At 69.7% G+C, this 13762-nt stretch carries 12 protein-coding genes and 1 pseudogene; 10 read left to right on the top strand and 3 right to left on the bottom strand.

What is annotated here, in order from left to right; translation table 11 throughout:
* The 3 genes and pseudogenes from FFK22_RS43480 to FFK22_RS38435 all read left to right on the top strand — a co-directional run.
* Nucleotides 1-359, top strand: a pseudogene (locus tag FFK22_RS43480) (phosphodiesterase); the annotation flags it as partial.
* 117 nt (nucleotides 360-476) lie between these two features.
* Nucleotides 477-1397 carry an SMP-30/gluconolactonase/LRE family protein gene (locus tag FFK22_RS38440; RefSeq protein ID WP_138893240.1) on the top strand — a complete coding sequence of 307 codons (921 nt, stop codon included), beginning with the start codon at nucleotides 477-479 and terminating at the stop codon, nucleotides 1395-1397.
* 13 nt (nucleotides 1398-1410) lie between these two features.
* Nucleotides 1411-2289 (top strand): DMT family transporter, encoded by an 879-nt coding sequence (locus tag FFK22_RS38435; RefSeq protein ID WP_138893241.1) that lies wholly within the window; start codon nucleotides 1411-1413, stop codon nucleotides 2287-2289.
* Nucleotides 2290-2292: 3 nt separating this feature from the next.
* Here the strand turns inward: FFK22_RS38435 and FFK22_RS38430 are convergent, their stop codons facing one another.
* Nucleotides 2293-2979: a GntR family transcriptional regulator gene (locus FFK22_RS38430; protein ID WP_138893242.1), complete on the bottom strand. Its 687-nt coding sequence runs from the start codon at nucleotides 2977-2979 to the stop codon at nucleotides 2293-2295.
* A gap of 129 nt (nucleotides 2980-3108) precedes the next feature.
* On the opposite strand from FFK22_RS38430, the gene araD reads away from it, so the two are divergent.
* Genes araD through FFK22_RS38415 form a run of 3 tightly spaced genes read left to right on the top strand, consistent with a single transcriptional unit; the run spans nucleotide 3109 to nucleotide 6575 of the window.
* On the top strand, nucleotides 3109-4851 hold the full coding sequence (araD, locus tag FFK22_RS38425; RefSeq protein ID WP_138893243.1) for an L-arabinonate dehydratase: 1743 nt from the start codon (nucleotides 3109-3111) through the stop codon (nucleotides 4849-4851).
* 12 nt (nucleotides 4852-4863) lie between these two features.
* Entirely contained in the window at nucleotides 4864-5832 is a 969-nt protein-coding gene (locus tag FFK22_RS38420) for an SMP-30/gluconolactonase/LRE family protein (protein ID WP_138893244.1), read from the top strand.
* A 23-nt stretch (nucleotides 5833-5855) separates the two neighbouring features.
* Nucleotides 5856-6575, top strand: coding sequence for a ribonuclease activity regulator RraA (locus FFK22_RS38415; RefSeq protein WP_138893245.1), 720 nt, complete (start codon nucleotides 5856-5858; stop codon nucleotides 6573-6575).
* A gap of 31 nt (nucleotides 6576-6606) precedes the next feature.
* On the opposite strand, the gene FFK22_RS38410 is transcribed toward FFK22_RS38415, so the two are convergent.
* Nucleotides 6607-7542: a 2-hydroxyacid dehydrogenase gene (locus FFK22_RS38410; RefSeq protein ID WP_138893246.1), complete on the bottom strand. Its 936-nt coding sequence runs from the start codon at nucleotides 7540-7542 to the stop codon at nucleotides 6607-6609.
* A gap of 385 nt (nucleotides 7543-7927) precedes the next feature.
* Between FFK22_RS38410 and FFK22_RS38405 the strand changes: the two genes are divergently transcribed.
* From FFK22_RS38405 to cbiB, 4 genes are all read left to right on the top strand, one after another.
* Nucleotides 7928-9322, top strand: coding sequence for a glycosyltransferase (locus FFK22_RS38405; protein WP_221939185.1), 1395 nt, complete (start codon nucleotides 7928-7930; stop codon nucleotides 9320-9322).
* A gap of 108 nt (nucleotides 9323-9430) precedes the next feature.
* Entirely contained in the window at nucleotides 9431-10531 is a 1101-nt protein-coding gene (locus FFK22_RS38400; protein ID WP_138893247.1) for an SPFH domain-containing protein, read from the top strand.
* A 9-nt stretch (nucleotides 10532-10540) separates the two neighbouring features.
* Nucleotides 10541-11602, top strand: a complete 1062-nt coding sequence (locus tag FFK22_RS38395; protein ID WP_138893248.1) for a hypothetical protein — start codon at nucleotides 10541-10543, stop codon at nucleotides 11600-11602.
* Between the two features lie 240 nt (nucleotides 11603-11842).
* Nucleotides 11843-12814, top strand: a complete 972-nt coding sequence (cbiB, locus tag FFK22_RS38390; RefSeq protein WP_138893662.1) for an adenosylcobinamide-phosphate synthase CbiB — start codon at nucleotides 11843-11845, stop codon at nucleotides 12812-12814.
* A gap of 258 nt (nucleotides 12815-13072) precedes the next feature.
* Here the strand turns inward: cbiB and FFK22_RS38385 are convergent, their stop codons facing one another.
* The gene (locus tag FFK22_RS38385) at nucleotides 13073-13699 is read right to left on the bottom strand and encodes a hypothetical protein (protein ID WP_138893663.1); all 627 of its coding nucleotides are present in this window, start codon (nucleotides 13697-13699) and stop codon (nucleotides 13073-13075) included.
* Nucleotides 13700-13762: the final 63 nt, after the last annotated feature.

The following is a 13762-nucleotide window of genomic DNA, read 5'->3' as shown; positions in this document are numbered from 1 at the left end:
CGGCGCGTCAGGACGAGCTCGGCATCGGCGAGATCTTTGCCGGCCGGGCCCTGGCCGCCCGGTTCGACGATCCGGCGACGGATCCGCGGACGCCCGACATCGCCATCCAGCCGCGGATCGGCGTCGTCTACAAGAGCGCGAAGAGCACCAAGATCGCCGAGCATGGCGGCGCGAATCCGGACGACGTCAATGTCGCCCTGCTTGTCTCCGGTCCCGGCATCGGTGCCCGCGTGGTGACGCAGCCGGTGCAGACGGCGGAGATCGCGCCGACGATCCTGACGGCGCTCGGGTTCGATGCGACGGAGCTCGCCGCGGTTCGGCAGGAGGGCACGACCGCCCTGCCGGGACTCGGGCAGTAGCCGTGATCCGCCCCGCCGAATCATTGACGGGCCCTTCGGCGGGGCGCCACACTCCGGACAGTTATGTCCGATCAATAGGACGTCCGGGCCAGGCCCGGGCCAAGGGAGGAAACCGGGATGCTCGACCCCTGTTTCGAGGTGCTGGACAAGCGCTTCGCGGGTTATGTCATGGGCAATGTCCATATCGATGTGTTGGCCAGCGACATCGGTCTGCGCTGGTCGGAAGGGCCGGTCTGGTTCGGCGACGGCCGCTACCTGCTGTGGAGCGACATCCCGAACAACCGGATCATGCGCTGGGACGAGACCGACGGCAGCGTCAGCGTCTATCGCAACCCCTCCAACTACACCAACGGCCACACCCGTGACCGCCAGGGCCGCCTGGTGTCCTGCGAGCATGGCGGCCGCCGGGTCAGCCGCACCGAATATGACGGCCGCGTCACCGTCCTGGCCGACAGCCACAACGGCAAACGCCTGAACTCGCCGAACGACGTGGTGGTGAAGTCGGACGACACGGTGTGGTTCACCGATCCGTCCTACGGCATCCTGTCGGAATATGAGGGCCACCAGTCCGAGCCCGAGCAGGATGGCTGCCACGTCTACCGCTTCGATCCGAAATCGGGGGCGCTGAAGGCCATCGCCACCGATTTCGTCAAGCCGAACGGCATCGCCTTCTCGCCGGATGAGAAGCTGCTCTATGTTGCCGACACCGGCGCCACCCACACCCCGGACGGGCCGAAGCACATCCGCCGCTTCCAGGTCCGCGACGACGGCACGCTGGCCGGCGGCGAGGTCTTCGCCGACTGCACCTTCGGCCTGTTCGACGGCTTCCGCCTGGACCATCACGGCAACATCTGGACCAGCGCCGGCGACGGCGTGCATTGCTACGCCCCGGACGGCACGCTGATCGGCAAGATCAAGGTGCCGGAGGTGGTGGCCAATGTCTGCTTCGGCGGCGTCAAGAAGAACCGCCTGTTCATCTGCGCCACGACCTCGCTGCGCTCGGTCTATCTGAACACGCGGGGCGTGCAGACTCCCTGACCACTCGCAGGCCATGACCGCCCTGCCGCGGACCGCGGCCGCTCCCACCGCCGGCATGTTGCTCATGCTGGCGGCGATGGGCAGCTTCACCGTCATGGACACCGTGTCCAAGGTGCTGACCGGCGACTACGACCCGATCCAGGTGACCTGGGCGCGCTATACCTTCCACGCGCTGCCGATGCTGCTGATCGCGGGCCCGGCCAGCGTCCGGCGGATGGCCGCGACGGCCCGGCCGGGGCTGCAACTGGCGCGCGCTTTGGCGCTGCTGGCCTCGGCCATGCTCGCGATCCTCGGCTTCAGCCTGATGCCGCTGGCCGACCTGTTCGCGATCAACTTCATCGCGCCGCTTTTGGTGATCGTGCTGTCGGTGCTGTTCCTGGGCGAGCATGTCGGCCCGCATCGCTGGGCCGCGGTGGCGGCCGGCTTCATCGGCATGCTGATCATCGTCTGGCCCAGCGGCGATGGCGTCGGCATCGTCGGCGGCCTGGTCGCCTTCGGGGCGGCGCTGTTCTGGGCCATCGGCCTCGTCGCCACCCGACGGCTGGACGGCGAGGATCCCCGCACCACCCTGTTCATCACCGCGCTGGTCGGGACGGTGCTGCTGAGCCTGGCGCAGCCCTTCGTCTGGACGCCGCCCGACGCAGCCGGCTGGGGTCTGATGCTGGCGATGGGGTTGCTGGGCCTGCTGTCGCACACGCTGCTGATCGCGGCCTTCGGCCAAGCCCCCGCCTCGACCCTGGCGCCGTTCCAGTACAGCCAGCTGATCTACGGCTTGGCCTTCGGCTGGGTGGTGTTCGGCGACGTGATCGGCGCCCGCCCACTGCTGGGCTGCGCCGTCATCGTCGCCGCCGGCGCGTATGTCTGGTGGCGGGAGCAGCGAGGGCCAGGCTGAGCCTTATCCCCTCACATAATCCGGGAAGCGGGCGCGGATTTCGTCGACCTGCGCCAGCGTTCCGGACAGGTGCTGCCGCAGCGCCTCCTCCGCCCGGCCCGAATCGCCCGCGGCGATCGCATCGAGGATCAGGGCATGGTCGTCCAGGATCGACTGGGCCTTGCCCGGCGCCGGCAGGTGCAGCCGCCGCAGCCGGTCGAGATGGCCGCTGCGGCTGCGGATCAGCGCCCACAGCCCCGGCACCTCCGCCGCCTCGCACAGCTGGCGGTGCAGCGACTGGTCGGTCTCGGCGAAGGCCTCGAAATCCTGGGCGTCGAGCATGCCGCGCTGGCGGGCGATCAGCGCCTGCAGCCGCGGCACGTAGGACCGGTCCTGGCGCTGCGCTAGGCTGCGCACGACCTCGAGCTCGACCGACCGGCGCAGGAAATGCGCCTGCCGCGCCGCCGCCAGGTCGATTGGGCTGACCACCGTGGCGTGCTGCGGGAAGATGTCGACCAGCCCCTCCTCCGCCAGCCGCAGCAGGGCATCGCGGATCGGCGTCTGGCTGACCCCGAACTGGGCCATCAGCTCGTTACGCGCCAGCACTGAGCCCGGCGCCAGGGCCAGCGCGAGGATCTGCTCGCGCAGCCGCTCATAGACCTGCGGCGCCGCCTGCCGGGCGCGGTCGAGCGGGATCGCGGTAACGGTCATGCTGCGAGGAATCCATCCTTTGTCATGGAGCCGATCATACCTGCCTGGATGCCCATGCACTAATGCATTAGTGTGCAGCGACCCGAGTCCTTTCCGCCCGGCCACCGATCCAGAAGACGGCAGCGAGCCATGACCGACACGCCCCGCAAGACGCCCGACACCCTCCGCAGCGCCCGCTGGTTCGCGCCCGACGACCTGCGCTCCTTCGGCCACCGATCCCGCGCCATGCAGATGGGCTTCGCGCCGGAGGAATGGGCCGGCCGGCCGGTGATCGCGATCCTCAACACCTGGTCCGACGCCAACCCCTGCCACGCCCATTTCAAGACGCGGGTCGAGGATGTGAAGCGCGGCGTGCTGCAGGCGGGCGGCTTCCCGATGGAGCTGCCGGCGCTGTCGCTGTCGGAGAGCTTCGTCAAGCCGACCACCATGCTGTACCGCAACATGCTGGCGATGGAGGCGGAGGAGCTGCTGCGCTCCCACCCCGTCGACGGCGCGGTGCTGATGGGCGGCTGCGACAAGACCACCCCCGGCCTGCTGATGGGCGCCACCAGCGCCGGCCTGCCGATGATCTTCATGCCGGCTGGCCCGATGCTGCGCGGCAACTGGAAGGGCAAGGTGCTCGGCTCCGGCTCCGACGCCTGGAAGTTCTGGGACGAGCGCCGGGCCGGCAACATCAGCGATCAGGACTGGGTCGACATCGAGGGCGGCATCGCCCGCAGCTACGGCCACTGCATGACCATGGGCACGGCCAGCACCATGACCGCGATCACCGAGGCGCTGGGGCTGACCATGCCCGGCGCCTCCTCGATCCCGGCCGCCGATGCCGGCCATATCCGCATGGCCTCGACCTGCGGCCGCCGTATCGTCGAGATGGTGTGGGAAGACTTGGTCCCGGCCCGGATCCAGACCCGCGCCGCCTTCGAGAACGCGATCGTGGTAGCGATGGCGATGGGCTGCTCGACCAACGCCATCATCCATCTCGTCGCCATGGCGCGGCGCGCCGGCCACGACGTCGGCCTGGACGATTTCGACGCCGCCAGCCGGACGGTGCCGGTGATCGCCAATGTCCGCCCCAGCGGCGACCAGTATCTGATGGAGGACTTCTTCTACGCCGGCGGCCTGCCGGCGCTGATGACCCGGCTGCGGGGCCACCTGAAGCTCGACGCGCTGACCGTCAGCGGCCGGACCGTGGGCGAGAACATCGCCGGTGCCGAGATCTACAACGAGGACGTGATCCGGCCGATCGACAACCCGCTCTATGCCGAGGGCGCGCTGGCGGTGCTGCGCGGCAACCTGGCGCCCGACGGCTGCGTCATCAAGCCCAGCGCCTGCGAGCCGCGCTTCCTGAAGCACAGCGGCCCGGCCCTGGTGTTCGACGACTATCCGTCGATGAAGGCGGTGATCGACAGCGACGAGCTCGACGTCACCGCCGATCACGTGCTGGTGCTGCGCAATGTCGGTCCCCAGGGCGGGCCGGGCATGCCGGAATGGGGCATGTTGCCGATCCCGAAGAAGCTGGTGAAGCAGGGCATCCGCGACATGGTCCGCATCTCCGACGCCCGGATGAGCGGCACCAGCTACGGCGCCTGCATCCTGCATGTCTCGCCCGAATCCTATGTCGGCGGCCCGCTGGCGCTGCTGCGCACCGGCGACATCGTCACCCTCGACGTCGCCGCCCGCCGCATCGACATGGAGGTGCCGGAAGAGGAGCTGGCGCGCCGCCGGTCCGAGCTGACGCCGCCGCAGCCCCGCTACGAGCGCGGCTATGGCTGGATGTTCAACCGCCACATCCGCCAGGCGCATGAGGGCTGCGACTTCGACTTCCTCGAGACCGGCTTCGGCGCCCCGGTGGCCGAGCCCGACATCTACTGAGGGAGGCCGGTGATGAGCGGACAGGATGAGCTTCAGGGCGGCTGGACGCCCTCGCCCCGCTATCCCGACCCGGCGGTGCAGGTGCTCGACCCGAGCTTCGCGCCGTACCGGATCTTCAGCGCCGCGGTGGAGCGCATCGCCACCGGCTGCCGCTGGGCCGAGGGGCCGGTCTGGTTCGGCGACCGCCGCGCCCTGCTGTGGAGTGACATTCCGAACAACCGGATCCTGAAATGGGATGAGGAGACCGGGGCGGTCAGCGCCTTCCGCCGGCCGTCGAACAACGCCAACGGCAACACCCGGGACCGCCAGGGCCGGCTGGTCACCTGCGAGCATCTCGGCCGCCGCGTCACCCGCACCGAGTATGACGGCACCATCACCGTGCTGGCCGACAGCTTCGACGGCAAGCGGCTGAACTCCCCGAACGACGTCGTGGTGAAGTCGGACGGCTCGGCCTGGTTCACCGACCCGCCCTTCGGCATCACCGGCAACTACGAAGGCCGCAAGGCGGAGCCGGAGCTGCCCGGGAACGTCTACCGAATCGACGGGGAGACGGGCGTGCTCAGCGTCGTTGTCGAGGACGTCAAGGGGCCGAACGGCCTGTGCTTCTCGCCCGATGAGTCGATCCTCTACCTCGTCGAATCCCGGGCGACGCCGAACCGGCTGATCGTCGCCTATGACGTCGTCGACAGTGGCCGGCGCATCGCCAACCGGCGGGTGATGATCGATGCCGGCCCCGGCACGCCGGACGGTATGCGCGTCGATGTCGACGGCAATCTCTGGTGCGGCTGGGGCATGGGCAGCGATGCGCTCGACGGGGTGATGATCTTCAATCCCGACGGCAAGCCGATCGGCCGGATCGCCCTGCCCGAGCGCTGCGCCAACCTGTGCTTCGGCGGCGAGCTTCGCAACCGCCTGTTCATGGCCTCCAGCCAGTCCGTCTACGCCCTCTATGTGGGCACCCAAGGCGCGATCGGCGGCTGACCTTTCCGAATGAGGATGATCGAATGACCGGATTGAAGCCCGAGACCCGGGACAAGCTGAAGACCGTCAGCACCGCCACCCTGACCACGGCCCTGTTCAAGCGCGGCCTGCGCAACCAGTTCATTCAGGACGTGCACCCGCTGAACCCTGCGGGCGCGCCGATGGTCGGCGAGGCCTTCACCCTGCGCTACATCCCGGCGCGCGAGGACCTGAACCCGCTCAGCGTGTTCCAGGACCGCGCCCACCCGCAGCGCAAGGCGGTCGAGGATTGCCCGCCCGGCGCCGTCTTCGTCATCGACAGCCGCAAGGACCCCCGCGCCGCCTCGGCCGGGTCGATCCTGGTGGCGCGGCTGATGAAGCGCGGCGTCGCCGGCGTGGTCACCGATGGCGGCTTCCGCGATTCGCCCGAGATCGCCAGGCTCGGCATCCCCGCCTATCACAACCGCCCGGCCGCGCCGACCAACCTGACCCGGCACCAGGCGCTGGACATCAACGTGCCGATCGGCTGCGGCGATGCGCCGGTGTTCCCGGGCGACATCGTGGTCGGCGACGGCGAGGGCGTGGTGATCATCCCGGCCAACATCGCCGACGAGATCGCCGACGAGGCGGTCGAGATGACCGCCTTCGAGGATTTCGTCACCGAGGAGGTGATGAAGGGCCGCTCGATCCTCGGCCTCTACCCGGCGACCGAGGAGCAGACCAAGACCGACTTCGCCGCCTGGCGCAAGGCGAACGGGCGGTAGACAGGATAGGGGGTGAGATCGCCCCCTTCCCTCACACCACCGGGGTCAGCAGCGGCTTGCCGGCGAAATGGGCCAGCAGGTTCTGGACCACGAGGTTGGCCATGGCGTTGCGGGTCTCGACCGTGGCGCTGCCGACATGCGGCTGCAGCACCACGTTGTCGAGGCCGTACAGCGCCTCCGGCACCTTCGGCTCATGCTCGAACACGTCGAGCCCGGCGGCGCCCAGGCGGCCGTCGACCAGGGCCGAGACCAGCTCCGGCTCGTCCACCACCGTACCGCGGGCGATGTTGACCAGGATGCCTTCAGGGCCCAGCGCCTCGATCACCGCGCGGTTGACGATGTGGTGGGTGGCGGCGCCACCCGGGCAGCACAGCACCAGCACGTCGCTGTCGCGGGCCAGGGCCACCAGGTCTGGGTAATAGGGATAGTCGATCTCCGGCTTCGCCCGCGGCCCGTGCCAGGCGATCGACAGGCCGAAGACCTTCGCCCGCTCCGCCACCGCCTGGCCGATCCGGCCCATGCCGACCACGCCGAGGCGCTTGCCGCGCAGGCTGCGGGCCAGCGGCAGGCCGCCCTGGGTCCATTTGCCGCCGCGGACGAAGCGGTCGCCGACGCAGAGCCGCCGCGCCGTCGCCAACATCAGCAGCAGGCCGAGATCCGCGACCTCGTCGTCGAGCACGCCGGGGGTGTTGGTGACGCGGACGCCACGCTTCTTGGCATGGGTGGTGTCGACCTTGTCGTAGCCGACGCCGAAATTGCCGATGATCTCCAGCGCCGGGAACCGGTCCATCAGCTCCGCCGAGACGCCGGGGCCGGTGACGATGCCGCGGACCTCCGGCGCCACGCGCTTGATCAGCGCCTCGCGGTCCTCGGCCTCCCACAGCCGGTGCACGGTGCAGTTCGCCTCCAGCTCGGCGAAGGGGCCCGGCATCAGACCGGCCAAGGCGAGGACGACGGGTTTGGTCATGGAAGTTTCCTCTCGCGCCCCCGGGACGGCGGGCCGCTGCCCAGCCTATCGTACAAGTCCGACGATTCAAGCCATTCCGACGGCCGTTTTCGCCAGCCGCCCGACGCCTGCCACGCTGGCGCCACGTTCCGCTGCGTTTGATGTCGGCGAGCGGCCGATCCGGTAGTATGACGGAACAACGACATGAGTCGGCTGTTTTGAGTTCTGAATATACGCAAGAAAAGGCCGGGCCATCTTGACCCCCTTAGAGATCTTCGAATTCAGCGTATACGGTCTACTGGCCATCGCGCTGACGCTATTGTGCCTCCTGTCATGCAACCTCCTCTGGCTCGCGATCACCTTCTGGCGGCATCAGTCGCAGGGGCAGAGCCTGCCGAATCAGGGGATGGCCGCGACCCCGGACGCTGACCTGCCCAGGGTCCTGATCCAGATTCCGGTGTTCAACGAGCGCCACGTGGTGCGCCGCATCCTCGGCGCCGCCGCGGCCCTCGACTGGCCGCAGGACAAGCTGACGATCCAGCTGCTGGACGACAGCATCGACGAGACCCGCGAGATCGCCGAGGCTGCGGTGCAGGAGCTGCGCGCCGCCGGCGTCGACGCCCACCGGCTGCACCGGGTCGACCGCACCGGCTTCAAGGCCGGGGCGCTGCATGCCGGGCTGGGCGTCACCGACCACCCCTATGTCGCGATCTTCGATGCCGACTTCATCCCGCGGCCGGACTTCCTGCGCCGCACCGTCGGCGTGCTGGAGAACGACCGGAAGCTGGCCTTCGTGCAGGGCCGCTGGGAGCATCTGAACGGCGACGAGAACCGCCTGACCCGCGCCCAGACGCTGATGCTGGACGCGCATTTCGGCATCGAGCAGCCGGCCCGCAGCATGACCGGCCTGCCCTTGCCCTTCAACGGCACCTGCGGCATCTGGCGCCGCGCCGCGATCGAGGACGCCGGCGGCTGGAAGGCCGATACGCTGACCGAGGACCTCGACCTCAGCCTGCGCGCCCATCTCAAGGGCTGGCGCGCCCGCTACCTGTCCGACATCACCGTGCCGGGCGAGCTGCCGTCGAGCATCGCCGCCTGGCGGGTGCAGCAGTTCCGCTGGACCAAGGGCTTCGCCCAGGTCGCCTGCAAGCTGCTGCCGACGGTCTGGCGCTCGACCCTGCCGCGCAAGACCAAGGTCGTGGTCAGCCTGCAGCTGCTGCAATGCCTGTTCTACCCGCTGGGCGCGCTGGCGATGGTCAACACGCTGATGTTCCTGAGCATCGGCTTCGACCAGCCGGTGGCGCTGACCGCGCTGGGCGTGGTCTCGACCGTGCTCGGCATCTCCGGCACCGCCGCCTTCCTGGTCTCCGGCCGCTGCGCCGTACGCCGGGAGCGGCTGGGCCAGGCGGTGATGGACATGCTGGCCACCATGGCGCTGAATGCCGGCCTGTCGCTGTCGAACTCGGTGGGCGTGATCGAGGCCTTCATCGGCCGCCGCAGCGGCTTCGTGCGCACGCCGAAGAAGGGCAGCTCGCGCCGGTCCGGCTATCGCAGCGGCGCCGGCAGCGGCATCCCGGAGACCGCGGCCGGCGTGGTGCTGCTGGGCATGGTGCTGACCGACCTGGCTTGGTACCTGCCGTTCCTGGTCGTCTCCGGCACCGGCCTGCTGATCATGGGCACCGCCCTGCTGGCCGAGCGCTACGACCTGCGGCTCGACCCGCGCGCCCTGCCCCGCACCATGCCGGGCGTGAAGCTGGCGCCGCCGGCGGCCCGGGCGCCGCAGCCGAACTCGCGCAGCTGACATCGCGGCGGGCCGGAGACTCCCTCTCCGGCCCGCCTCTTTTTCGTCCCAAGCTGGTAGTATCGTCCTGGCGCGATCGGCCCATGCGGCCCGCGGACGGAGGGGACCATGGCCCTGTGGGACAAGATTGCCGGCGAATTCATCGACATCATCGAATGGACCGATGATACCCAGGACACCATCGTCTACCGGTTCGGGCGGCACAACAACGAGATCAAATACGGCGCCCAGCTGACGGTGCGCGAGAGCCAGGTCGCCGTCTTCGTCAACGAAGGCAAGGTGGCCGACGTGTTCCAGCCGGGAATGTACCAGCTGGAAACCAGGAACCTGCCGATCCTGTCGACGCTGCAGGGCTGGAAATACGGCTTCTCGAGCCCGTTCAAGGCCGAGGTCTATTTCCTCAACACCAAGCGGTTCACCGACCTGAAATGGGGCACGATGAACCCGGTGATGCTGCGCGACCCGGAATTCGGGCCGGTGCGGCTTCGGGCTTTCGGGACTTACGCCATCCGGGTCAAGGATCCCGCTGCCTTCATCCGCGAGATCGCCGGCACCGACGGCCGCTTCACCACCGACGAGATCACCGACCAGCTGCGCAACCTGATCGTCACCAGCTTCGCCGGGGCGGTGGCGAAGTCGGGCATCCCGGTGCTGGACCTGTCGGCCAACTACGACAAGGTCGGCCAGGTGATCCGCGACGCCATCCAGCCGGAGTTCGATGCCTACGGCCTGGAGGTGGCGACGCTGCTGGTCGAGAACGTCTCGTTGCCCGAGGAGGTCGAGAAGGCGCTCGACCGCCGCAGCAGCATGGGCGTGGTCGGCGACCTCGGCCGCTACACCCAGTTCCAGACCGCCGAGGCGATCAAGGCCGCGGCCGAGAATCCCGGCGGCGCCGCCGGCATCGGCATCGGCATGGCGACGGCCGGAGGCCTCGCCTCCGCCATGGGCGGCGCGGTGCAGCAGGCCGGCCAGACGCCGGCCGCGGGTTCGGCGCCGCCGCCTTTGCCGGGGGCCTATCACGTCGCCATCGACGGCAAGCAGGCCGGCCCGTTTCCGGCGGCCGAGCTGCAGAGGCTGGTGCACGACGGGCGCCTGACCCGCGACAGCCTGGTCTGGGCCCAGGGCATGGCGGGCTGGAGCAAGGCCGGTGATGTCGCTGGCCTGGCCGCGCTGTTCGCCGACCAGCCGCCGCCGCTGCCGCCGGCCTGATCCCGGATCATGGCGGATCTGGCCTTCGCCTGCGCGTCCTGCGGCGCGCAGCTCGAATACGCGCCCGGCACCCGGACGCTGAAATGCCCCTATTGCGGGCATGAGAATGCGATCGAGGCCTCGCCCTGGTCCAGGGTCGAGGAGATCGACTACGCCACCGGCCTGGCCGAGGCCGAGCAGTCGGCGCCGACCGAGACGGTGTCGGTGGTCTCGTGCCAGCGCTGCGCCGCCGAATTCCAGCTGGACCCCGCGATCCAGGCGTCGCGCTGCCCGTTCTGCGGCACGCCGATCGTGCTGGAGCCGCGCGCCCTGACCCATCTGCGGCCCGGCGCGCTGCTGCCCTTCGGCTTCGACGCCAAGGGGGCACGGTCGAAATACGAATCCTGGCTGTCCGGCCTGTGGTTCGCGCCGAACGACGTCAAGCGCCTGGCCAAGACCGATGCCGGCTTCATCGGCATGTATGTGCCCTACTGGACCTTCGACGCCGCGACCCGCACCGACTACACCGGCCAGCGCGGCGACGACTACACCCGGACGATTCGCGAGGGCGACAAGACCCGCACCGTCGTCGAGACCCGCTGGACCAACTGCAGCGGCGAGGTCGCCCGCGATTTCGACGACGTGACGGTGATGGCCAGCCGGTCCCTGCCGGAGGGGTATCTCGACAAGCTCGAGCCCTGGGATCTCGGCGCGCTGACGCCCTATGACCCGAGCTATCTGCGCGGCTTCGGCGCGCAGCACTATCAGCTCGACCTGGCCGGCGGCTTCGGCCGGGCGCAGGAGAAGATGGCGCCGCCGATCCGCCGCGACATCTGCGCCGATATCGGCGGCGACAAGCAGACCATCCGCAGCCAGGAGACGCGCTATTCCGGCGTCACCTTCAAGCACGTGCTGCTGCCGATCTGGCTGAACAGCTTCCGCTATGGCGGCCGGACCTACAGCTTCGTGATCAACGGCCGCACCGGCGAGGTGCAGGGCCAGCGGCCCTGGAGCTGGATCAAGATCGGCCTCGCGGCGCTGGCGGCGGCAGCGGTCGTGCTGGTGGTCGTGATGCTGATGGACAAGAGCTGAGTTTTCCTCACGCCATCGAAACGCCCGCTCGGCGGCTCGGCCCGCCCCCTCACCCTCCCGGCCCAAGCGGGCCGGGCCCCTCCCTCTCCCCGAGGAGAGGGAATAGGAGTTGCGCCCCGTGCACCTCTCCTCGGGGAGAGGTCGAAATCGCGCAGCGATTTCGGGTGAGGGGGTGGCTCCGGCCCATCCAGAGCTCGCCCAGGGCTTGACCCCGGCGCGCGGGACGGCCAGAGCGTGAGCATGCTCGACCTCTCCCACCATCTCTGGATCCTGGCCGCGGCCCTGCTGCTCGACGCGGTCATCGGCGACCCGCCCTGGCTGTGGCGGCGGCTGACGCATCCGATCGCCCTGGTCGGCCGGCTGATCGGCTGGCTGGACCGGCGCCTGAACCATGACGGCGACGCCCCGGCCCGGCGCCGCGCCATGGGCATCGCCGCAACGCTGCTGCTGGTGCTGCCGGCCGGCGGCATCGGCTGGGGCGTCTCGGCCCTGCTGCGCACGCTGCCCTTCGGCTGGGTTCTGGAGATCGTCGTCGCCGCCATCTTCCTGGCCCAGCGCAGCCTGCACGACCATGTCGCCGCCGTGGCCGCCGCCTGCGAGCTGGAGGGGCTGGAGGGCGGACGCCGCGCCGTGTCGATGATCGTCGGCCGCGACCCGCAGAGCCTGGACATGGCCGGGGTGTGCCGCGCCGCGATCGAGAGCGATGCCGAGAACTATTCCGACGGCGTGTTTGCGCCGGCCTTCTGGTTCGCGCTGCTCGGCCTGCCCGGGATCCTGATCTACAAGGCGGTGAACACCGCCGACAGCATGATCGGCCATCGCACGGCCCGGCACGAGGCCTTCGGCTGGGCCTCGGCCCGGCTGGACGACGTCCTGAACCTGGTTCCCGCCCGGCTCTGCGGCGCCCTGCTGGCGCTGGCCGCACCGTTCGGCGGCGGCCGCATCGGCGCGGCATGGCGGGCGATGCTGCGCGACGCGCCGAAGCACCGCTCGCCCAATGCCGGCTGGCCGGAGGCAGCGATGGCCGGCGGCCTCGGCCTCGCCTTGGCCGGCCCGCGCCAGTATCACGGCACGGTGGTAACGGATGCCTGGATGGGCGATGGCGGCCGGGCCGAGGCGACGCCGCGCGACATCCGCCGGGCGCTGGAGGTCACCAAGGGCGCCGGGGTGATCCTGGTCCTGGCGACGGTGGCGACGGCGATGGTGCTGTAGGACGGGGCGCTCCTGGGAGGCCGGTCCGGGCTTCGGCATTCTCCCCTCACATAGCCATCCATCTCTTTGCCGTCATTCCCGCGAAAGCGGGAATCTCTATCCAGACGGCGTGACGAGATCCCCGCTTTCGCGGGGATGACGAGGGTTTTGGGGATGCGGGCGCGTCGAAACCCCTCCCCCTCCCGCCAGGGGAGCGGGAGTGTGGAAGGCTGCGTTCGTGAATGCTGAAAGTTGGTGAAGGGTAGGTGCGCCGGCGGCTCATCCCGTGTCCGGCGGCTTGGGTTTGCGACGGCCGGCGCGAGGCGCGGGCGGATCGGACGGCGGAGGCTTTTCGTCATCCTCGTCATCCTCGTCGTCCCAGCCCTTCCCGTCCTCCGCGTCCTCGCGCGCCATCTCCGCCTCGAACTCCATCGCCTCCTGCAGCCAGCGCTGCGCATCGTCCGGCAGGCCGTACATCCGGCACAGCCGCGCAATCGCCACCTCCGCCGGCAGGCGGTCGATCATCTCCTCGATCTCGGGCTGCTCCAGCCGGTCGCCCAGCTCCCAGCCGCGGTCATCGGCCTCGTCCTCGCTCCAGCCCTCGGCCTTGCTCTGGGCGTCGAGCGCCTGCTGCATCGCCGCCGCCACACGCTGCCGGTGGCCCTTGCGATCCGCCGCCGTCGACCAGGCCGGACGCTGCCGGGACAGCTTGTCCTCCAGCAGCATCGTCAGCCGCACCGCCCGGGCGGCGGTGGCGAAGCGGGTGCAGTAGTCGACCCCGGGCTCGGGCGCCTCGACCGCGTCGGTGCGGGTCTTCTCGGCGATCTCCATGCCGATCTCGGCCAGTCGGGCGAGCAGGCGCAGATGCCGCTCGGTCCGCTCCCCGGTGGAAGCGGGCCTCTCCATGCCTGATTCTGTCTGCGCCTTGTTCATAGAACATATGATGAACGAGGGTGCAGATTAAGGCTA

This window comes from Mycobacterium sp. KBS0706 (assembly GCF_005938675.2).
Taxonomy (GTDB): Bacteria; Pseudomonadota; Alphaproteobacteria; order DSM-16000; family Inquilinaceae; genus Inquilinus.
The sequence above is the reverse complement of the archived record's forward strand: the minus strand, read 5'-3'. Positions and strand labels throughout refer to the sequence as shown.